Raw genomic sequence first — 22,994 nt, forward strand, 5'->3', positions numbered from 1 at the left:
GAGTTCGTCATGCCCCTCGACCAGGACCTTGATTTCGGCACACCGGCGCCGCGTGGCGCCACCCGGTCTGTCACGCTGGAGATAGACGGCTTCGATGTCACCGTGCCCGACGGCACCAGCGTGATGCGGGCGGCGGCGCAACTGGGCACGCAAATCCCCAAACTCTGCGCCACCGACAGCCTGAAAGCTTTCGGCTCCTGCCGGCTTTGCCTGGTCGAGATCGACGGCAAGCGCGGCACGCCGGCCTCCTGCACCACGCCGGTCGAGCCGGGCATGAAGGTCACCACCCAATCGGACCGGCTGGCGCGCCTGCGCCGCGGGGTGATGGAGCTTTATATCTCCGACCACCCGCTCGATTGCCTGACCTGTTCCGATAATGGCGATTGCGAGCTGCAGGACATGGCCGGTGCGGTCGGCCTGCGCGATGTCCGCTATGGTTTCGCCGGCGAGAACCATGGCGGGCAGGCGAAGGACGTCTCCAACCCGTATTTCGATTTCGAACCGTCCAAATGCATTGTCTGCTCGCGCTGTGTGCGCGCCTGTGACGAGGTCCAGGGCACGCTGGCTTTGACCGTCGAGGGACGCGGTTTCGACTCGCACATCTCGGTCGGCGGGCCGGACTTCTTCAATTCGGAGTGCGTCTCCTGCGGCGCCTGTGTTCAGGCCTGTCCGACGGCTACCCTGCAGGAAAAAGCGGTCGTGGAACATGGCGTGCCTGACCGGACCGTGAAAACCACCTGCGCCTATTGCGGGGTGGGTTGTTCCTTCAAGGCTGAGCTGAAGGGCAATCAGGTTATCCGCATGGTACCGGACAAGGGCGGCAAGGCCAATCATGGCCATTCCTGCGTCAAGGGCCGCTTCGCCTGGGGTTATGCCTCCCATGCCGACCGCATCACCGCGCCGATGATCCGTGACAGTATCGACCAGCCTTGGCGGGAAGTGTCCTGGGATGAGGCCATCGGCTTTGCAGCGGATCGCCTGAAAGCGACCCAGGCCGCGCATGGCCGCAAGTCGATCGGCGCCATCTCCTCCTCGCGCTGTACGATCGAGGAGGTTTGGCTGGTCCAGAAAATGGTCCGCACCGCCTTTGCCAACAATAATATCGATACCTGCGCCAGGGTCTGCCATTCGCCGACCGGCTATGGCCTCAAACAGACCTATGGAACCTCCGCCGGCACCCAGGATTTCGACAGTGTCGAAGAGGCCGATGTCATCCTGCTGATCGGCGCCAATCCGACCGACGCCCACCCCGTCTTCGCCTCGCAGATGAAACGCCGCCTGCGCGAAGGGGCCAAGCTGATCATCGCCGATCCGCGCGCCATCGATCTGGTGCGCACGCCGCACGTCGAGGCCGCCCACCATCTGGCCCTCCAGCCCGGCACCAATGTCGCCCTCGTCAACGCGCTGGCCCATGTCGCCGCCACCGAAGGCCTGCTCGACGACGCCTTCATCGCCGAGCGCTGCGAGGCCGACAGTTTTGCCGACTGGCTCGACTTCATCCGCGATGAGGCCAACTCACCGGAGGCCGCGGCCGCCATCACCGGTGTGGCCGCCGAGGACATCCGGGCTGCCGCGCGTCTTTATGCCAGCGGCGGCCGGGCGGCGATCTATTACGGGCTGGGCGTGACCGAACACAGCCAGGGCTCGACCATGGTGATGGGCATGGCCAATCTGGCGATGGCGACCGGCAATATCGGGCGGCGCGGGGTCGGTGTGAATCCGCTGCGCGGTCAGAACAATGTCCAGGGTTCGTGCGACATGGGTTCCTTCCCGCACGAATATCCCGGCTATCGCCATGTCAGCGACGACGCCACCCGCGCCACGTTCGAGGCCGCCTGGCAAAGCCCGCAGGATGCCGAGCCGGGCCTGCGCATTCCCAACATGTTCGACGAGGCCTGCGGCGGCTCGTTCAAGGGCTTGTACGTGCAAGGCGAGGACATCGCCCAGTCTGACCCGAACACCCAGCATGTTGAAGCCGCCCTGCGGGCGCTCGACATCCTGATCGTGCAGGACCTCTTCCTCAACGAGACCGCGCGCTTTGCCCATGTCTTCCTGCCCGGCACCTCCTTCCTCGAAAAGGATGGCTGTTTCATCAATGCCGAACGCCGCATCAACCGGGTCCGCCCGGCCATACCGGTCAAGACCGGCATGGCGGAATGGGCGGTGACGCAGGCGCTGACCAACGCCATGGGCTACACCGGGACGGACTATGCCGGACCGGCCGACATCATGGACGAGATCGCTGCCCTGACGCCGACTTTTGCCGGCGTCTCGCATGCCAGCCTCGACCGCGATGGCAGTGTGCAGTGGCCCTGCGACGAGCGCGCACCACAGGGCACGCCGATCATGCATGTCGACGGTTTCGTGCGCGGCAAGGGGCATTTCGTGGTCACTGAATTCGTGCCGACCACCGAACGCACCAATCGCAAATTCCCGCTCATCCTGACCACCGGCCGCATTCTCAGCCAGTATAATGTCGGCGCCCAGTCGCGGCGGACCGAGAATACGCGCTGGCATGAAGAGGACGTGCTGGAGCTTCACCCCAGCGATGCCGAGGCGCGCGGTGTCCAGGACGGGCAATGGGTCTCGGTGCGCAGCCGCAAGGGTGAGATCACCCTGCGGGCCAAGCATTCCGAACGCATGGCGCCGGGCGTCGTCTATACGACCTTCCACCATCCCGGCACCGGCGCCAATGTGGTCACGACCGAGAATTCCGACTGGGCGACCAGCTGTCCGGAATACAAGGTGACGGCGGTTGAAGTGACCCCCGCCAATCACCGCTCGCCCTGGCAGGAAGACTATGCCGACACACTCGCCGCGAGCCGCCGTATCGAGAAAGACAGCCGTGTCGAACCGGCTGAATAACACGCCCGTCATCCAGGAAAGCGGGGAGGCCGCGGCGACAGCAAGCGATGTCGAGCTGGCCGACGGAACTCGCTGGGCCGTGCCCAATGAAGTCCCGGTCGCGGTCACCTATAACCGCCGCAACCACGCCGTCATGCTGGCGACGCCGGCCGATCTGGCGGATTTCGCGATCGGGTTTTCTCTGTCCGAAGGACTGGTCCGGCAGGCGGGCGAGATCGAGGCCATCGAGATCATCCATCAGCCGCTCGGGATCGATCTTCACATCACCCTCAATGCCGAACGCCTGCAACGCTTCGACCTGATCCGCCGTCGCCGCACCTTGCCGGGACGGGCCGGCTGCGGCTTGTGCGGGCTGGAAAATGCCGAATCCCTGACCGCGCCCCTGCCCCGCGTCGCAGACACGCCGGCGGATGTCACCGAAGCCGCACTGGCGACCGCCTTCGCCGCGCTGGCCGACTGGCAACCGCTGAATGCGCGCACCCGCTCGGTGCATGCGGCCGCCTGGGCCGGCTGCGATGGGTCGATCCTGGCGGCGCGCGAGGATGTCGGTCGCCACAATGCGCTCGACAAGCTGATCGGCGCCCTGGCACGCACAGGGCCGGACCCGTGTGACGGTTTCCTGGTGATGTCGAGCCGCGCCTCCTACGAGCTGATCGAGAAGGCCGCCCGGGCCGGCATGCCGGCGCTGGCCAGCCTCTCGGCACCGACCCTGTTGGCCATCGACAGGGCGAAACAAGCCAATATCCGACTCTATGCCGCCAGCCGCGGCCGGTTCGTGGCGGTGACGTGACGCGCTTCGGCATCATCCTGGCCGGCGGGCAGTCGCGACGGATGGGCGGCATCGACAAGGCCGGGCTTGAACTCGGCGGACGGCGGTTGATCGATCATGTCATCACGCGCCTGACGCCCCAGGTCGATACTGTGCTGATCGCTGGCCCGGATGATTATGGCAGCGGGCTTGCCACCCTGCCCGACCCGGAGGACGGTCCGGTCGGTCCCGCCGCCGGCCTGCTGGCAGCGGCCCGACATGTGATCGCGGTCGGCGCCACAGACCCGGCCCTGGTCACCGTCCCGGTCGACACGCCCTTTCTCGCGACAGATCTGGTGCACCGGTTATGCGCCGACCCGCTGCCGGCCGTGGCGCAATCCGGCGGGCGCTTGCAGCCGGCTTTCAGCGCTTGGCGACCGGACACTTTGCTGGCGCTGCTGGCGGACCTCCCGCCCGGCTCCGGCCCGGCCCTGGCGGCCCTGGCCGATGCCGCGGCGGCGCACCGTGTTGATTTCGCGGTTGGCGATGCCTTCCTCAATATCAACACGGCAACCGATCTCGAACAGGCCCGCCGCAGGCTTGCCGCAACGCCGTCCGATTAGTTGAAGGACAGGCGCAGTTCGATGCGGGCAGAGCGAGCCTCAAAATCGCCGTCACCAAGACCGGACACATCCGCTTCCAGCGCGATTGATGCACCCGGCGCCAACTGACCCTGAAGGCCCAGCCGCGCGTCGAGGCGGACATCGCCGGTTCCAACCAGAAGGCCGTTCTCGTTCAGCAGCTCGGCGGGATTATAGTCCCACACCCCGGTCAGGCCGAGGCTCGGCTCCCACCAGCCACCGTCGGCCTGCGCGAAGCGATAGGCAAATTCCGGCCCGGCTTCGAGACGGCCAATGGCGATGGTCTGCGACGGGATGTCGATGGCAAGACTGTCGACATAGGCGTCCTGGGTCTCCTCGAAATGCGCCAGGCTGGCCGACGGCCGGATACGCCAGGCACCGGACTGCCACTCACCGCTCAAATTCATGCGCAGCAAGTAGCGGCTCGTTTCGAACTCGTCCTCATAGAGGCCAAGCGGATCGACCGTATTGCTGGACTGGCCGTAGAGCGCCATGGCGTCGAACCAGACCCCGTCGGTCAGCTGATGCACCACATAGGGGCCTGCCAGCCAGCCGGTGCCACCGACACGGGCGCCACGGATGCCGCCGGCCCGCTCGGCAATATCGTCGGTCTGCTCGTCCATCCAGTCACGCTGGACCAGGACACCAACCAGCGTGCCGTCGCCCACCGACCAGTCAGCACCGAGCTGCAGCACGCCGAAGGCGCTGTCGGTGCCCTCGCCTGTCCGGTCATCGGAGAGCGAGGAATAACGCGCCGACAGCCAGACATCCACGCCTTCGCCGCGCGGATGGGTGGCGCCCGGCGCCGCATCCATTTGCGGCGCACTGTCGCGGGCATGATTGCGCATGCCCGAGAGGCTGGTCGACATCGACATCATGCGCGTGCCGCCATTGATGTCGGCAGAGAACTGCCCCGGCGAACGGGTGCCGCGATCCCGCAAGCGACGGGTCAGGTCCGGCGCCGCATCCAGGATGCGATCAGCCCGGCGAACCATGAAATTGCGGATGGTGCGCTGGGTCGCGAGCCGGATTTCCGCCTCGTCCCGCGTATTGGCGAAGGTGCAGACAATGTCTTCATTGGCGTCGAGATCAATGTCGACACGGCCGGCGGCCAGATCGATCACACTGCCGCCATCGGTATCCCCGACACAGCTCAGCGTATCCAGACGCCAGCCCTGCGGCAGGCTTTGCGTGACATCATACTGGCCCAGGAGTTTGCGGACCGGCGTGGTCTCGGCATAGCCGTTCTCCGTGGTCAGGCTGAGCCCGTCAAGATCGGCATCGCTGGAGGCGAAGCCGAAGGTCGCGTCACGCTGGACACCGCCCGGTGTGGTCGAGACCAGCTGGATCGTGCCACGACGCTCGGCGATCGTCACCGTCAGCGGGATCGCCACGACGATCGTGTCACCCGCCGCATGGGACACAGCATTCGGCCCCTTGGCGATGGCATCACCATCGAGATTGATGACGGTGATGGTGCCGGTATAGGTGCCCGCTTCCAACTCGTTGGCCAAGGCGTTGACCGTGATCGTCAGGTCGAGTTCGCCAAGCGCCGGGATCGTGCCCGACATCGGGTCAACATCCAGCCACGGCACATCAACCTCGACCCGGAAGGCCACCGGCTCACTGCCCGGATTGGAGATGCTGGCTTCGGCCGACACATCGGTGGGATCGGTCACCTCCTCGCCGAGATCAACAGAGACCTCAATGGCACGCGAGATGGCTTCGATCTCGGCAGTCACAGCCGTATTGCCGTTTTCAGCCGCGTCAGTCGCCGCATCAGCCGCGATCGACAAGCTGATCGTACCAATGGTCTGCGGCGTGACGAGGACAGAATATTCCGCCGCCCCGACGACCGTGAATTCTGACAGGTCGGCATTCACCGCGACAATATCGGACAGGTCGAAGCCTGTGACATCCTCGGAGAAGGTGATGCCGGCTGTGAAAGCCCCTTCAACGGTATCGCCCGGCAGGTTGAAAGCCGGGACCGGCGGCGTGTTGTCGAGGATGAGCGAGAATTGTTCGGCCGCGCTGTTGCCATTGCCGACGGCATCCGTGGCAACATCCGCAGCAAGATCGACCGTCAACAGGCTGCCGGCCTGCGGGGTGACCAGCACGGTGTAGACCGCGCCCTCACCGGCCAGGTCGGACAGGCTCGCCGTGGTTGCCACCAGGTCGGCCAGTTCAAACCCGATGACAGCTTCGCCAAAGGTAATGGTGAGCGTGAAGGATCCGGTGACCGGCAGGGTCACATCGCTGGACAGCACCACAGTCGGCCCGGTCAGATCATTTGTGACCGTGGCTGTTTCAGCAGCGACCGAGGCGTTGCCCGCTGCATCAATGGCCGCACCCACCGCCAGATGAATGGTGACATTGCCTTCAAACAACGGTGTCACCGTCAGCGTGTAGTCGGCACCCGATCCCGCCAGATCGGACACCTCACCATTCACGACCATGAAATCGCCCAGGGCGAGACCCGTGACCGGCTCCGAGAAGCTGACAACCAGACCAAATGGGCCAGCAACCGTATCACCGGTCGCAGAGGCCAGGGTGACGGTCGGCGCCGTGAAGTCTGCGCCGATCGTGAACGGCGTCGCGGCATCATTGCCATTGCCGGCGGCGTCACTGGCAGCACCTTGCGGCAGTTCCACGACCACATCGCCATCGGCGCTCGGCGTGATCAAAACGGTATAGCTGTCACCGGATCCGGTCAGATTGGACGCCACCCCATTGGTCACCACGAACTCGCTCAGTTCGAGACCTGTGACCACTTCATCAAACGCGACCGAGACCGTGAAGGCACCGGCGACCGGATCTGTGGCGTCGGAGCTGATGACCACACCGGGAGCGGTGACGTCATTGGCCAGATAAAACGTATTGTCATTGGCGCCGGTCGGCGTTGTGCCGACAAGGTCCAGCCCGGCCAGATCGGTGATGGTGTTGGCGCCGCGGACCGTCAGGGTGACCAGACCGTCATGATCGGGAATATCCCCATTATACGCGATCACCTGGAATGCGGTGCCGGTTTCACCGGAATCGCTGCTGGACGGCCTCGGCGCTTGCCCACGCCCGGGCCCGGGCCCGCCCCTGACGGGATAGACGGCCAGATCCGCATCAGCCCCGGAAAACACAAAACTCCCCGGGCCGACATTTTCAACCGTCTCGGAAAAGGTCACCAACCATGCGACTTGATCCTCATTGGTGGTTTCGGTTGTCGGGCTGAAGCGCTCGATCGAGACGAGGCTTGGCGGCGTCACTTCATACTGGACACTCAAGGAAGCGGTGTATGTGTTCGCATTGCCGGCCAGATCGGTGACGCTTCCAGGCAGCAATTGCACAAGCACTTCGCCAACATTCGTCGGCACGATCTGGACCGTGGTTTGAGTGCCGCTCGTGCTGAGACCGTCAATCGTGCCATTGGTCACGGTGATATCGCCCGCAGTGATTGCTCGCGTGGCTTCCGTCGTGGTGATCAGGATCGGGAATTCATCCGCGACACTCGAGCGGCTCGACACGATGCCGGCTTCCGGCGCGATATTGTCGATCGTCACTGTCCACTCGGCAGCGCCGCCACCGACCACAGCGCCCGATTCCATATACAGGTTGGAATGGTCGCGAATACTGAAACTGCCGGCCTGCTGCAGCGACACTGTCCCGTTATAGTCAGGCAGGGGGCCGCCCGACACTTCAACCAGATAGACAGTCGGTTCCGGGTTGGTCACGGTCGGAAAACCACCGATCTGGGGCACGAAGAAGTCATACTGGTCAAACGCGAGCACCGGTTCGGAAACCGTGATTTTCCAGGTCAGCGTATCGGAATTGGTGGGCGAGCCGCCGGTCGTCACAAACTCGACGCTGGCGATGGTCGGCGGTGTTGCATCCGAGATGACGGACGCCTGCTCGGCGGCCGTATTCGGATTTCCAGCGAGATCATTGAACGTTCCCGCCGGCACATCAATGGTCACCGCTCCTTCGCCATCAGGCGTCACCTCAATGTCGATGAAGCGACGCTGGGCATAGGGAGAGAAGGACGTGATCGAGCCATTCCCGACCACGATGTCGGCAGCCTCGAACGTATCATAGTCCTCGGAGATCTCGATACTGACGAGGAAGGACCCGCCCGGAACGCTCGGCCTGCCAGGATTGAATTCGACTGTCGGCGGCGTGTTGTCCAACTGAAAATTGGTATGCCAGCTCCCGGTCGGGTTGGGCGAGGACAGGCGATTGCCATACTCGTCATAATGGTCCGAGCCATCGATGAAGATTTGGATATTGCCGTCCAGATCGGCAAGATCACCCCCGGACGCGGTAACATAGAAGCCGACCGAGTAACGCTCTACCGCCAGGGTCGCGGTGGTGCCGCTCAGCGCAAAATCGTCCGGCCCCAAGTCGAACAAGCTAGAAATCGACGAGAAGGCGAAGTCCCAGGTCACGGAATCGGCATTGGTCCGGTCGCCAGCCGGATCATGACGAAGGATATCGCGCAAAGCCGGCTCTACGTGAGAGACTTGGAAGGTCTCGTTAGCCCCAGACGGAACTGTATCAATGAGGGCACGCCCCTCATCATCAGCAATATTCTGTGAACCACTGAAGCCCAACCCGACCTCGCCCGCAAAAGTTGCGGTGCTCAGATTTCCGCCCTGCACGCGCACCAGCCAAACGTCATTGTCGGCGCCTTCCGAAGAACGCTCGAACACAGCGGCAGTCGAACCGCTGACCTGAAAATCATCGGTGCTGACACCTGATACCGGCTTGGAAAATTCAACGCGCCAAACCAGACTTGATCCGTTGGTGTACTCGGTTGCGGGATCGTGCCGCGTGATCGAGACGACTTCCGGCGGGTCGAGATCAGCCTCGATCGTGAACGGGGTCGACGCCAGGTTCGGATTGCTTGCCTGATCATAATACGAGCCTGCAGGCAGTTCGACGGTGACGGTTCCTGTCGCGGTCGGCGTCACATCGAAAACGGCACGATCGGCGGTGTAGTGATTGAGATTGGTGACGGTTCCGTTCGTGACCACGAAATCAGACTGCGCAAAGCCGGTGATATCGTCCGCATTTCCCTCATGCGGCGTGAACGAGACCGCCATCGAGAATGTCCCGCTGACCGTGCCTGAGCTGGTGCTGGAGAAGGTGCCAATGGGCTGGGTATTGTTCACCGTCACCGGGGAGTCGCCATAGCTCGGTGCGAGATTGGTGAGGGGCGCTCCTGTCGAGCTTTCGATGTCCTGGCCCGCTGCAAGGTTGAAATAAACCTCACCATTCAGACCGGCCAAGTTTCCACCCGATATTTCGATCTGGTACCGCGACGCGCTGAGCGCGGAAAACGCCGTGATCGTGGCGGTTGTCCCGGTGACGACAAAATCACTCGCATCGACGTTCACGACATCGGAGTCGAACTGGGCAACCACGCTAATAACATCGAGGTTGGTGTAGGTGGGCCCCGAAAAGTATTCGAGCCGCGGCGCGACCGGAGCCGGTATCGCCCAAGCCAGGACGGGCGCCGTTGCCAGCATGACGCCCGCAATGGCTGCCAAGACCGACATGCCCGCCTTGGCCGGTTGTTGAAGCGCATGACGCGCGCCGCGAAGCGCTTGTGAAACCAGCTGCGTGATCATCTTCAATCCCCGTCTGCGGCGTGGATGGCGCCGCCTGCCTGAACTCGAATACCTTGGCCGGCCCGCCCCGATGGTCTGGAACGGACCGGCCATGGGTGGCGCCCCCCGGCACACACCCGGATGCCTGACGCGCAGATGGGCGCGGCCAGACAAAACTCGTCGCGTGGAAAAGGCAGGATTTGGCGGGCACCGACAATCGCCCAAACGGGTGGGTCGGTGCAGATTTCGTCAGATCAGCGCACGCCCAAAGTGTGTCGGAACGGCGCCGCCTTCACGAGCCTTGATTGCCGCGGGCCATGCCGTTGGGGAAGCCGCCAGCGAGACCACCTCCCCTTGCGATGATCTTGACCCGTACGATCTGAAAAATGGATCCAACATCATCGCGAATGCGTGGCGGCGCCTGCACGCCCGCTCGCCTGTGACCCGCCGAACCCGCGCTGTGCCGTTTTTTTTGTCGCTGCGCTGTTGACAATCCCGGCGCTTGTTTGGCTTTTCGCCGGACATTTGAAGCTTTGCTGGCACTGCAGGGATATGCGGAGATTTCGCGGCATTACCTCCTTGCGCCCCGCTGTCCTGTCGGCGATACCGGCATTGATCGGAACTGGAGGGAATAATCATGCGCGTCGCAATGATCGGAACCGGCTATGTCGGACTGGTGTCGGGAGCCTGTTTCGCTGACTTCGGGCATGAAGTTGTCTGTGTCGACAAGGATGCCAGCAAAGTTGAAACGCTGAATTCCGGTGGCATTCCGATCTATGAGCCGGGCCTTGACCTGCTCGTTCAGCGCAATGTGCGTGAAGGTCGCCTCTCCTTCACCCAGGACCTTGCCGAAGCCGTGAAGGCTGCCGACGCGGTCTTCATTGCCGTCGGCACCCCGTCGCGCCGCGGCGATGGCTTCGCCGACCTCAGCTATGTCTATGCTGCCGCAAAGGAAATTGCGGAAGTCATGGATGGCTACACGGTGGTTGTCACCAAATCGACCGTGCCGGTGGGCACCGGTGATGAAGTCGAGCGGATCATTCGCGAGACGCGACCCGACGCTGATTTCGCCGTCGTTTCAAACCCGGAATTCCTGCGCGAGGGCGCCGCGATTGATGATTTCAAACGGCCGGATCGCGTCGTTGTCGGCACCGATGATGACCGCGCTCGCACCTCGATGAATGAACTCTACCGCCCGCTCTTCCTCAACGAGACGCCGATCGTCTTCACGTCGCGTCGCACGTCCGAGCTGATCAAATACGCCGCCAACGCCTTCCTGGCGATGAAGATCACCTTCATCAACGAGATTGCGGATTTGTGCGAAAAGGTCGGCGCCAATGTCCAGGAAGTTGCCAAGGGCGTCGGGCTCGACAACCGTATCGGCGGGAAATTCCTGCATGCGGGACCCGGCTATGGCGGCTCTTGTTTCCCCAAGGACACGCTGGCACTGACCCGCACGGCCCAAGATCACGAGGCGCCGCTGCGCCTGATCGAGACGGTCGTTGAGGTCAATGATGCCCGCAAACGCGCCATGGCCGACAAGGTCATCGCCGCCTGCGGTGGCGATGTTAAGGGCAAAACCGTGGCGGTGCTCGGCGTCACCTTCAAGCCGAATACCGACGACATGCGTGATGCGCCGAGCCTCGAGATCATTCCGGCCTTGCAGCGTGCCGGTGCGACCATCCGGGCCTTTGACCCGGCCGGCACCGTGGAAGCCGAAAAACTCTTCGACAATGTCGAGTTTGTCTCCGGCCCCTATTTCTGTGCCGAAGGCGCCGACGTTCTGGTCATCATCACCGAGTGGAACGAGTTCCGCGCGCTGGACCTGAAACGCCTGAAGTCGACGATGAAAGCCCCCGTGCTTGTCGACCTCCGCAATATCTACACGCTGGACGAAGCCACCAATGCCGGCTTTGCCTATACCAGCGTCGGACGTCCCAACGGCTGATCACAGCCCGACGGGTGCAGCCCGTCGGGCTGCGCTCGTCGCGAGATCCACCCTGCCTGTCACACAAGAAGCGGTGTTCCCATGACGACCAAGCCCCATGCCAAGCTGACGCCCAATTCCTGGGAGTTTGAAACCGAAGCCCTGATCAAGCCAACCGGTTTTCGCGAGTATGATGCGCGTTGGTGGTTCGGGCACCCCGGATCAGATACTCCACCCGACCTCAACCTGTACGGCGTCCAGGCGCTGGGGATGGGTTTGGGGACGCTGATCCACGAACTCGGTGTTGCCCCGAAAATCGTTGTTGGCCATGACTTCCGCAGCTATTCGCTGAGCGTGAAGCAGGCATTGGAAGTCGGCCTTATGGCGGCGGGCGTCGAGGTTCATGATATCGGCCTGGCGCTGTCGCCCGTCGCTTATTACGCCCAGTTCGACCTCGACATACCCTGCGTAGCGATGGTCACGGCCAGTCATAACTCCAACGGCTGGACTGGCGTCAAGATGGGCGCCAACCGTCCGTTGACCTTTGGTCCTGACGAGATGAGCCGGCTCAAGGAGATTGTCCTTGCCGGCGAGGGCCGGACCCGCAGCGGCGGTGGCTATGTGCGCCAAACGGGCGTTACCGAGCGCTATCTTGCCGACGTCGCCGAAGGTGTCGCGATCCAGCGGCCACTCAAGGTCGTTGCGGCCTGCGGCAATGGCACGGCCGGTGCCTTCGCCCCGCAAGCGCTGCGGGCAATGGGTGTCGAGGTGATCGAGATGGATTGCGAACTCGATCATACTTTCCCACGCTACAATCCGAACCCGGAAGACATGAAGATGCTGCACGCGATGCGCGACGCCGTCTTGGAGCATGGCGCCGATGTCGGCCTCGGCTTTGACGGTGATGGTGATCGCTGCGGTGTGATCGACAATGAGGGCGAGGAAATCTTCGCCGACAAGATCGGCCTGATGCTGGCGCGCGATCTCGCGCCGCTGCACCCGGGATCGACCTTCGTGGTTGACGTGAAATCAACCGGCCTGTTCACCATTGACCCGATCCTCGCCGAGCATGGCTGCAAGACGGATTATTTCAAAACCGGTCACTCCTATATCAAGCGTCGCTCCAAGGAATTGGGCGCGCTCGCGGGCTTCGAGAAGTCCGGGCACTTCTTCCTGCAGCCACCGATCGGCCGCGGCTATGATGACGGACTCATCGCGGCCCGCGCAGTGCTGCAGATGCTGGATCGCAACCCCGACAGGTCGATGGCCGACCTGCGCCGCGCCCTGCCCGTCAGTTATGGCTCACCGACCATGTCACCGGCCTGCGCGGACGAGGTGAAATATGACGTGGTGGAGCGGATTGTGGCCGCTTACAAGCTCAAGGCAGACCGCGACGAGCGCATTGCGGGGCGCCGGATTGTCGACGTCAACACCGTCAACGGCGTCCGCTTCACGCTCGAAGACGGTGCTTGGGGATTGGTTCGCGCTTCCTCGAACACCCCCAATCTTGTTGTCGTGGTCGAAAGCCCGGTGAGCGCGGACGATGTGAAAGCCGTGTTCTCGACAATCCAGGCTGAGCTGGGTGCCCACCCGGAGGTCGGTGCTTTCGACCAGCAGATTTGACGGCGGGCTTGGGACCGGCATGGCCAATTCTTGACCTGTCGCCAACCTGGCTATGTAACGCCGGGCTCAGGTTGTAATCTCCTGCAGCACTTGTTGACTGCACGCGTCTGCATGGCCCCGGTGCGTCATGCTACTTGTCTGGTCAGTATTGTTTAACTCGGCGCGCGGCAGCCTGCTGGCGCGATGGATCGGGAGTCGGTGATGTGCGGAATCGTGGGAATTGCAGGGTCGGGTCAGGTCACGGCGCGGCTTGTTGACGGGCTTCGGCGCCTTGAATACCGCGGGTATGATTCTGCGGGGGTCGCCGTGGTGTCTGCATCGGGCCTGGAGCGACGGCGCGCGTCGGGAAAAATCTCCGCTTTGGAAGCCCGGATAGCGACCGATCCGCTCGACGGACCTGTCGGTATTGGTCACACGCGTTGGGCGACACACGGCGCCCCGACCGAGGCAAATGCGCACCCGCATGCCTCCGGACCCGTCGCGATCATCCATAACGGCATCATCGAGAATTATGTTGAACTCCGGGAAGCCCTGATAGCCGAGGGATTCACGTTTGAAAGTCAGACCGACACGGAAGTCGTCGCCCACCTCATCAATTCGGGTCTCAATTCGGGTTGTACAATGGACGCGGCATTCGACGCCGCGGTCGATCGGCTTTGCGGCGCCTTTGCATTGGCGGCAATCAATGCCGATGTGCCCGGGCGTATCTGGGTGGCGCGGGCCGGCAGCCCGCTGGTTATCGGCTTGGGCGACGGGGAAGGCTATATCGGCTCCGATTCCATGGCTCTCGCCGGCTGGACCAACCGGGTCATCTACCTCGAAGAGGGTGATCGTGCGGTTGTGACAGCCGACGGAGCGAGCATTGTTGACACGAACGGCCTCACGGTGGAGCGGCCGGTGCAGATTTCGCGGGCGATTGCCGGTTTCGCAGACAAGGGCGCGTACCGCCATTTCATGGAGAAAGAGATCCATGAACAGCCGGATGTGATCGCACGCACGGTGTCGCGTTATCTCGATCTGGATGCAGGTCGGCTCCGGACTGGCACCCTGCTGGATTGGGCCAATATTGACCGAATGGTCGCGACCGCATGCGGCACGGCTTTCTACGCGGCATCCATCGGGAAATTCTGGTTCGAACGATATGCGCGGCTGGCAGTCGAAATCGACGTTGCGTCGGAATTTCGATACCGGGAGCCGGTCATTTCTGCGCGCGACGGGGCGCTGTTCGTTTCCCAGTCCGGTGAGACAGCCGACACACTGGCAGCACTGCGCTATTGCCGTGAAGTCGGGGCCCGCACCCTGGCTGTCGTCAATGTGGCGGAGTCGTCTATCGCCCGCGAGGCGGATGTCGTCGCCATGACCGATGCCGGCCCGGAAATCGGGGTGGCCTCGACCAAGGCGTTCACCGCGCAGCTCGCCGCGCTCGCCTGTATTGCTGTTGGTGCGGGCCGGGCGCGTGGCCAACTCGACGAGGCGACCGAGCACAAACTTGTACAGGCCCTGCTCGAGGCGCCGCGATTGATCAATAGCGTTCTGGCAATCGAGCCTCAGATCGAACAGATTGCGCACCGCCTGACGTCAGCAGAGAATGTTCTTTACCTGGGCCGCGGCACCTATCACCCCTTGGCCATGGAGGGGGCACTGAAGCTGAAGGAAATCAGCTATATTCATGCCGAGGGCTATGCCGCCGGGGAACTCAAGCATGGCCCCATTGCCCTCATTGAAGAGGGCAAGCCGGTCGTGGTGACGGCGCCCCATGATGCGCTGTTCGCGAAGATATTATCGAACATCCAGGAAGTCGCCGCGCGCGGAGCAGAGGTGATCTTGATCACCGATGCAAAGGGCGCCGAGGAAGCGGACGGCGTGGCGTCGCATATCCTGGCGATGCCGGATTGTCCGGAAATCGTCCGCCCGCTCGTGACCGCCATTCCGATCCAGTTGCTGGCCTACCACATCGCCTCCCTGAAAGGGACGGATGTCGACCAGCCACGCAATCTCGCCAAATCGGTGACGGTGGAGTGACAAAACCGGAGCCCCGTGGGCATTTCCCCGTCGTCTGTGCGGCCGGTTCGAATTGCCCAGCTGGCCACCGAACAGGATGGACACCGCTTCGCGGGTCATTTAGGTCAGCGTTGATTACATCGCAGCCACCGAACTGTAGCGACAAGCCATGAACATCCAGAACAGACGGTATGACCTTCACGCTGCCAGTGGTGTTCGCGGCTTTTGGGACGATTTGTGGGCAGGCCTCTTGATGGTCGAGCTGTGGCGAACCTTTGCCTGGGACGAAATCCAGCAACGCTACCGGCGCAGCATGCTCGGCGTGTCTTGGATCGTCCTGTCCTTCCTGATGTTTGTCTGCGGCGTGTCGTTTTTCTTTTCCGCCCTGTCAGGCCGCGAAATGGAAAATTTCATCGTCTACGTCGCGTTGGGCTATGCGGCTTTCATCTTCATCTCGGGGAATTTTCTCGACGGCTGCCAAGTTTTCACGTCGTCCCGTGTTTGGATCAAGGCAATGTCCTTGCCCTATTCAGTGCATGTTTACCGGAGCCTGTTTCGGTCGTTCGTGACTTTTTCTCTTCAAATGGCCGTGGTGTTTCCAATCATGATATGGTCAGGCTGGACTCCCGGCTTGATTACGCTGATGGCCATACCTGCGCTCGCAATTTATGTACTGAACGCCATTGCCGCCCAATATCTGCTGGGCCTGATTGCGGCTCGTTTCGAAGATGCCGGACACTTGGTGGCTTCCATCACGCGCTTGTTGATTTTTGTTACACCAATACTGTGGGTGCGCGAGGGACTCGATGGAGCCCGCGCGTTTGCGGCGGATTTGAATCCCTTGACGCACTATGTCGAAATTTTCAGAGCTCCTTTTTTGGGAGAGATGCCGAGAATGACAAGCTGGTTGGTGGTTTTCGGGGTGACCGTCGCGGTCTGGGTGGCGGCCGCACTATCAGCGGCCATATTCCGCCGCCGCTTGCCGTATTGGTTATAAGATCAGCCATGTCTCACATTTTCGTTCAGGACCTCACCCTCACCTATCCCTTGTTCAATCGTGCGCGGAGTTCGCTCGACACCCAGACAGCACCGCTCGATGCAGCTGAAGGTTTTGGTGGCACCCAGCGCTTGGTCCGCGATGGTCGGGGATACATCAAGGGTGTTCGTGCCCTCGATGGCATCTCGTTCGAGGTACATGAAGGCGAGCGCTTGGGCTTGGTCGGGGCGAACGGCTCGGGGAAAACCACGCTGCTCCAGGCTCTGGCTGGCATCTATCCCCCGGAAAAAGGCTCGATTGTCGTCGAGGGGCAACGAACCAGCCTGGTCAACATCAATCTGGGCATGCGCAGCGAGGCAACCGGCAACAAGAACATCACCTTGCGAGGGCTTGCGTCGGGGCGAACGCGTGCGGAAATCGAGGAACGTCGAGCAGAAATCGCGGCCTTCGCCGGACTGGGTGAGTTCATCGATCTCCCGGTCGACACCTATTCTGCCGGCATGCGCATGCGATTGAATTTCGCCATCGCCACTGCTTTCGAACCGGATATCCTCATTCTCGACGAATGGTTGTCTGCCGGCGACGCGAAATTTCGCAAGGCCGCCAACGAGCGGATGGCGACATTCGTCGGGCGTGCCGGCATCCTGGTGCTCGCCTCTCACAGCGCCAGCCTGTTGCAGACAAATTGCACCAGAGGACTCTGGCTACACGATGGCAAAGTGCATATGGACGGCCCGATTGATCAAGTTCTCGCCGCGTATGAGGCTCTGGGCAATGGTCGGAGTACGATCAAAGCGTAACCGCAGAGTGACCAGGAATGCGGCGGCCTGACGCCCGCAGCGTTCAAAAATTAGCGGAGCTAGTTACACGTGACTGCCACTTCACAAGGCCCACTGAAGCATCTTGTCGGATTCGCCCGGCGAGTTCGCAGACGGTTGGGATTGGCCAGGTCAGCCCGCTCCCCCAGAAAGCTGGAATCGCTCCAAGTGCTGCGCCGTCGCGGAATCCCTGTGGATGCTGTCGTTGACGTGGGCGTGTTGCACGGCACTTTCGAACTCATCGATAGTTTTCCCGACGTGCATCACTTCCTGTTCGAACCAGTTGCAGAGTGTGCGGACGTCATCAGTCAAGCCTATAGCAAGCTTGACTACACACTGGTCCCAAAAGCCGTCGGCAGCGGAGACGGCGTCGCATCAATGCGCATCCTGGGCGAGCCGGGCTCCCTGAACTCGAGCGCACACATCAAGGTGGTTGGCGAAAACGGAAGCGAACGAAGCGTCGAGGTGATTTCTCTGGATTCTTGCCTTGACCAATTCGGGCCAGTCGAAAACTGCCTTCTAAAGATCGACACGGATGGTAGCGAGATCGGCGTATTGAAAGGGTCGAACATTTTTCTATCGAAATGCTCTTCTGTCATTGTTGAGGCTACTAAAGATAACATTCTGGAAGTCATGTCATTTATGTCAGATCAAGAGTTTCAAATATTTGATATAGTAGAGCCTTGCTATTTCGATGATGCTCTATGGCAAGTCGATCTGATATTTATTAGAAAAGATTTGTACGATGGCAAATTTGGAACGATACTCGGAAATGATTTCGACTCTTCAAAGTACCAAATTTTTACATAAGAACCCGCGAACGTTGTTCTAATGTCAAACTAATTTGAAAAAGACCCACCTGCCTGGATGCGAGGCGCGACGCTCGCCTCAAACACCCACCGTCCATTTTTCACCAAGCCCCGCCCCGGCGGCATTGGCTTGGTTGTCATAAAGCGCCCCAAACCAACACTGCGGGACCGGCTGTTGCGAGACGCCGCTAGTACAGCGTCTTGCGCTTGCGCAGACGGCGCCAGAAGCGGCGACGTTCAGGCTTGGGGTGAGGCTTCAGGTTTTTCACGAAATCAATCGCGCATTGCCGCCAGGAATGCTTTTCGGCGTGGGCGCGCGGGGCCGCGCGGTCGATCTCGAGGCAATCGAGACAGGCTTGGCGCAGATCATCATTGATGAAGCCACCGCCGGATCCGGGAATGATGTCCTTGGGGCCATGGGCCGGGAAGGCCGCGACCGGTGTACCGCAACCCATCGCCTCCAGATTGACCAGACCGAATGTGTCGGTCCAGCTGGGGAAGACAAAAACATCGGCATCGGCGAACCAGCGCGCCAGTTCGGGACCGAATTTCGGACCCGGGAAGACCGCGTCAGGATAGCGCTCCTGCAATTCCTCACGCTGCGGGCCGTCACCCACCACCACCTTGGTGCCGGGCAGGTCGAGCTTGAGAAAGGTCTCGATATTCTTCTCGACCGCGATCCGGCCGACATTGACATAGATCGGGCGCTCGAGGCCGGCATAGACATCCTCGCCGCCGACGAAGCGCTTGTCCGGATTGAACAGGTCGACATCGACACCACGGGCCCAGGCGGTCAGATTTTTGAAACCGCGCGCAGCGAGATCGTCGCGCATCGACGGTGTGGTGACCATGACCCGGCCAGAGGCATTGTGGAACCAGCGCATGAAAGCGTAGCCCAACCCGACCGGGATGAAGGGGAAGCGGGCATTGATATATTCGGGGTATTTGGTGTGATAGCTGGTGGTGAAGGGCAGCTTCCACTTCACGCAGATACGCCGCGCGGCCAGTCCGAGCGGACCTTCCGTGGCGATATGGATCGCTTCCGGCTCGAAGGCCTTGAAGCGTTGGGCGATGTCCTTGCGGGCACCGAGCGCCAGCTTGATTTCGGGATAGGTCGGCATCGGGAAGGTCTTGTAACCAAGGCCGGGATGGATGACCTCGACCTGGTGACCCATGGCGCGGCATTCCTCGACCGTGCGCGACAGTGTCCGGACCACACCATTGACTTGCGGTTCCCAAGCGTCGGTCACCAGCATGATACGCTGGGGACGATCATCGCCATTGTCGGTATTGGAGTCGATCTCGTCGTCGATCTCGTTGTCGGTATCGGCCGCCTTGGATGGGGTGGGGATTGCGTCGGTCATGGCATCCTGTATCGGTCTGGCGCGCGGCGCCGGGTCGTGCGGGTGGTCAGCCGCGCCCAGCCGGGCGGACTGACAATGTCGGCGCACAGCATAGCGGTGAATGGCGCGGCTTGAAGCGAAGAAAGCGGTTGGCGCCGACCATCGGAAAAATGCAGTGACCAGGCGCTGGGAGACATCGGCGCCGGCGTGGCCCTGACGGGCAAGAAATTTGTGATCGCTGCGGGCTTGAACCCGTCGCCGCGCAATGTTTGGCTCGAAGTCGAAGGGCGTTCCCTGTTTGGACCGTTCAAGGCAACTGAACCCGAAGACAAAAGAGCGGAAGACTTCGCTTGCCCTTGTCAAAACCCCGGACCATTGTCCGCGCCGTTCATTTGCTGAATAGGGAGTTTCAGCCATGAATGTCCAGGCTCGTGACATGATGCGATGGGATGATCTCGATTCGGTGAAATTCGCCGATGAAACGGCGGCGGTCCGTGACCTCGCCGCGGCGACCGGTCTTGACGAAGCGGCGCGCGAACGTGTGCGTACGGCTGCGATCGACCTCGTCAGGACGGCGCGCAAGACCACCAAGGCACGCGGGCTGATGGACAGCTTCCTGCAGGAATTCACCCTGTCCAACCGCGAGGGCCTGGCGCTGATGTGCCTGGCCGAAGCCTTGTTGCGCGTGCCCGATGCGGCCACCGCCGACAAGTTGATCGCCGAGAAGATTTCCGATGGTGCCTGGGCGGAACACATGGGCCGCTCGGAAAGCTGGCTGGTCAATGCCTCGACGCTGGGCCTGATGCTGACCGGCAATCTGATCGATGTTGATCCGGAAGCGCGCAAAAGCCCCGGCACCTATCTGCGCAAGCTGACCCAGAAAATGGGTGAACCGGTGATCCGCGCCGCCGTCTTCCGCGCCATGGGTATCATGGGCGAGGAATTCGTACTGGGCCGGACCATCAAGGAAGGCCTCAAGCGCGCCAAGAAGGGCGAGGGGGAGCTGTGCTCCTTCGACATGCTTGGCGAGGGCGCCCGCACCGCCAAGGACGCGGCGCGTTATCACAAGCGCTATCTCGAAGCGATTGCCGCGGTCGGCAAGGCGCGGCGCGACGGGCCGGTGGAGAGCGTGCACGGTGTGTCCGTGAAACTCTCGGCCCTGCACCCGAAATACTACGCGGTGAAGGAAAAGCGGGTGCTCGAAGAGCTTTACCCGCTGGTGCTGGAACAGGCGATTGCCGCCAAGTCGCATGATATCGGCTTCTGTCTGGACGCCGAGGAGGCTGACCGGCTCATCCTTTCGCTGAAACTGCTCGACAAGCTGGCCCGGGCGCCGGAGCTGGCCGACTGGAACGGTCTCGGTCTCGCCGTGCAGGCCTATCAGAAACGCACCCGCCGGGTGATCGAACAGCTGATCGAGCTGGGTCGCGCCACCGGGCGCCGCTTCATGGTGCGCCTGGTCAAGGGCGCCTATTGGGACAGCGAGATCAAATACGCGCACCAGAACGGCTGGCCGGATTTTCCGGTCTGGACCACCAAGCCGGCGACCGATCTCAACTATCTGGTTTGTGCCCGCGTCATCCTGGCGGCCCCGGAGGCGATCTACGGCCAGTTCGCGACCCATAATGCACATTCGCTGGCGGCGGTGCGCGAGCTGGCACAGCAGGCCGGTGTCGAGTCCTATGAATTCCAGCGCCTGCACGGCATGGGCGAGGCGCTCTATCAGGCCGACGCCCAGATCAATCCGGACACGCCGGTGCGGGTCTATGCGCCGGTCGGCAGCCATGAAGACCTGTTGCCCTATCTCGTCCGGCGTTTGCTGGAGAACGGCGCCAACACCTCATTCGTGCATTCCTTCCTCGATCCGGAAGTGCCGGTCGAGACGGTCGCCAGCGGCCCGTTCGAGGTCGCCAAGACAATCGATCGCCACACCAAGATCGCCTTGCCGAAGGATCTTTATGGCGAGGACCGTGCCAATTCGACCGGACTCGACCTGTCGCAGGCCGCTGCGCGGCAGCGTGTTGCCCGCGCCTTCGAGGCGTTCAATCGGGAAGACGAGCTCAATGCCACACCGCTGGTGGCCGGGCATGAGGTCGACGGAGCGGCGCACCAGGTCATGTCGCCGGTCGACATGTCGCGCCAGGTCGGCTCCGTGGTCGATGCTTCGGTCGATGATGTGAACACCGCCTTTGACAGTGCTGTTGCCGCCCAGCCGGGCTGGGACCGCCGCGGCGGCAAGGCTCGCGGCGCCATCCTGCGGGCCATGGGCGATGCCATGGAAGCCGAGATGGATCGCCTGCTGGCGATCATGGCGATCGAAGCCGGCAAGACCCTGGCCGACGGGATCGCCGAAGTCCGCGAGGCCGTCGATTTCTGCCGCTATTATGCGGCACAGGCCGAGCGCGAGTTCGACAGCGCGGTGCGCCTGCCGGGGCCGGCGGGCGAGACCAATCATCTCGGCATGAAGGGACGCGGTGTCTTCGTCACCATCAGCCCGTGGAATTTCCCGCTGGCGATCTTTGCCGGTCAGGTCGCTGCGGCGCTGGCGGCGGGCAATACCGTGCTCGCAAAACCGGCCGAGCAGACGCCGTTGATCGCCTTTGAGGCCGTCAAGATGTTCCACAAGGCCGGTCTGCCGGCCGACGTGCTGCACCTCCTGCCCGGGCGCGGTGAGATTGTCGGGGCGGCGCTGACGACCGATCCGCGCACCGCCGGCGTTGCTTTTACCGGCTCGACCGAGGTGGCGCGCCTGATCAACCGCTCGCTGGCGGCACGGGAGACCGCGATTGCACCGCTGATCGCCGAGACCGGTGGTCTCAACGGCATGTTCGTCGACACCACGGCACTCAAGGAGCAGGTGATCGACGACGCCATCCAGTCTGCCTTCGGCTCGGCCGGGCAGCGCTGTTCGGCCCTGCGGGTCATCTTCCTGCCGGAAGACACGGCCGACGAGATCATCGAGGGGCTGGCCGGTGCCATGGACGAGCTTCAGGTCGGTGACCCCGCCGACCCGGCGACCGATGTCGGCCCGGTGATCGACAATGAGGCCCGGGAGATCCTGCTGCGCCATGTCGAGCGCATGGAGGCGGGAGCCCGGGTGATCAAGCAGATTGATGTCGGTGACAGGTTCGACAGCGGCTTCTTCTTCGGACCGACCCTGGTGGAACTGCCCTCGCTCGACCTGCTGGAGCGCGAAGTGTTCGGGCCGATTCTTCACGTCGTGCGATACAAGCGCAAGGAATTGGCGGCCATTGCGGCTGAGCTCGCGGACAAGGGCTATGGCCTGACCCTCGGCATCCACTCGCGTCTTGCATCTTTCCACAGGCAAATTCAGTCGCTGGTCCCCGCCGGCAATATCTACGTCAATCGCAACATGGTCGGGGCGGTTGTCGGGGTGCAGCCGTTTGGCGGAGAAGGCTTGTCTGGCACGGGTCCCAAGGCGGGCGGGCCGCACTATCTTCACCGTTTCGCCGGTGAGCGGACGGTGACGATCAACATCGCAGCCCAGGGCGGCGACCCGGAACTGCTGAACCTCGACTGAGCCAGGGTTAACGGCTGTTAATCCTTGTTGGACACGGAGATGCGCCCCGTTAACGATGTGTGACGGGGCGCATATCTTATTAGG

At 62.2% G+C, this 22,994-nt stretch carries 12 protein-coding genes; 10 read left to right on the forward strand and 2 right to left on the reverse strand.

What is annotated here, in order from left to right; genetic code table 11:
- The first annotated feature begins 9 nt into the window (after positions 1–9).
- Genes fdhF through AWH62_RS16190 form a run of 3 tightly spaced genes read left to right on the forward strand, consistent with a single transcriptional unit; the run spans position 10 to position 4,236 of the window.
- Positions 10–2,865: a formate dehydrogenase subunit alpha gene (fdhF, locus tag AWH62_RS16180; RefSeq protein ID WP_075191529.1), complete on the forward strand. Its 2,856-nt coding sequence runs from the start codon at positions 10–12 to the stop codon at positions 2,863–2,865.
- Positions 2,846–3,655, forward strand: coding sequence for a formate dehydrogenase accessory sulfurtransferase FdhD (gene fdhD / locus AWH62_RS16185; RefSeq protein ID WP_198928922.1), 810 nt, complete (start codon positions 2,846–2,848; stop codon positions 3,653–3,655). The genes fdhF and fdhD overlap by 20 nt, the downstream gene beginning before the upstream one ends.
- On the forward strand, positions 3,652–4,236 hold the full coding sequence (locus AWH62_RS16190; RefSeq protein ID WP_075191530.1) for a molybdenum cofactor guanylyltransferase: 585 nt from the start codon (positions 3,652–3,654) through the stop codon (positions 4,234–4,236). The genes fdhD and AWH62_RS16190 overlap by 4 nt, the downstream gene beginning before the upstream one ends.
- On the opposite strand, the gene AWH62_RS16195 is transcribed toward AWH62_RS16190, so the two are convergent.
- On the reverse strand, positions 4,233–9,872 hold the full coding sequence (locus AWH62_RS16195) for an Ig-like domain-containing protein (protein WP_075191531.1): 5,640 nt from the start codon (positions 9,870–9,872) through the stop codon (positions 4,233–4,235). The genes AWH62_RS16190 and AWH62_RS16195 overlap by 4 nt on opposite strands.
- Positions 9,873–10,488: 616 nt before the next feature.
- Between AWH62_RS16195 and AWH62_RS16205 the strand changes: the two genes are divergently transcribed.
- The 6 genes from AWH62_RS16205 to AWH62_RS16230 all read left to right on the forward strand — a co-directional run bounded on the left by AWH62_RS16205 (position 10,489) and on the right by AWH62_RS16230 (position 18,027).
- Positions 10,489–11,799 (forward strand): UDP-glucose/GDP-mannose dehydrogenase family protein, encoded by a 1,311-nt coding sequence (locus tag AWH62_RS16205; RefSeq protein WP_075191533.1) that lies wholly within the window; start codon positions 10,489–10,491, stop codon positions 11,797–11,799.
- A gap of 81 nt (positions 11,800–11,880) precedes the next feature.
- Entirely contained in the window at positions 11,881–13,401 is a 1,521-nt protein-coding gene (locus tag AWH62_RS16210; protein ID WP_075191534.1) for a phosphomannomutase/phosphoglucomutase, read from the forward strand.
- 201 nt (positions 13,402–13,602) lie between these two features.
- Complete coding sequence (gene glmS / locus AWH62_RS16215; RefSeq protein ID WP_075191604.1) at positions 13,603–15,423, forward strand: glutamine--fructose-6-phosphate transaminase (isomerizing); 1,821 nt, start codon at positions 13,603–13,605, stop codon at positions 15,421–15,423.
- 148 nt (positions 15,424–15,571) lie between these two features.
- The gene (locus AWH62_RS16220; protein WP_075191535.1) at positions 15,572–16,399 is read left to right on the forward strand and encodes an ABC transporter permease; all 828 of its coding nucleotides are present in this window, start codon (positions 15,572–15,574) and stop codon (positions 16,397–16,399) included.
- Positions 16,400–16,407: 8 nt separating this feature from the next.
- Positions 16,408–17,199 (forward strand): ABC transporter ATP-binding protein, encoded by a 792-nt coding sequence (locus tag AWH62_RS16225; protein ID WP_075191536.1) that lies wholly within the window; start codon positions 16,408–16,410, stop codon positions 17,197–17,199.
- Positions 17,200–17,268: 69 nt separating this feature from the next.
- Complete coding sequence (locus tag AWH62_RS16230) at positions 17,269–18,027, forward strand: FkbM family methyltransferase (RefSeq protein ID WP_083635271.1); 759 nt, start codon at positions 17,269–17,271, stop codon at positions 18,025–18,027.
- Positions 18,028–18,214: 187 nt separating this feature from the next.
- Here AWH62_RS16230 and AWH62_RS16235 read toward each other — a convergent pair whose 3' ends face one another.
- Positions 18,215–19,282: a glycosyltransferase family 1 protein gene (locus AWH62_RS16235; protein ID WP_075191605.1), complete on the reverse strand. Its 1,068-nt coding sequence runs from the start codon at positions 19,280–19,282 to the stop codon at positions 18,215–18,217.
- A 502-nt stretch (positions 19,283–19,784) separates the two neighbouring features.
- On the opposite strand from AWH62_RS16235, the gene putA reads away from it, so the two are divergent.
- Complete coding sequence (putA, locus tag AWH62_RS16240; protein WP_143743110.1) at positions 19,785–22,910, forward strand: bifunctional proline dehydrogenase/L-glutamate gamma-semialdehyde dehydrogenase PutA; 3,126 nt, start codon at positions 19,785–19,787, stop codon at positions 22,908–22,910.
- Positions 22,911–22,994: the final 84 nt, after the last annotated feature.

It is taken from the genome of Maricaulis sp. W15 (assembly GCF_001924955.1).
In the GTDB taxonomy this organism is placed as follows: domain Bacteria; phylum Pseudomonadota; class Alphaproteobacteria; order Caulobacterales; family Maricaulaceae; genus Maricaulis; species Maricaulis maris.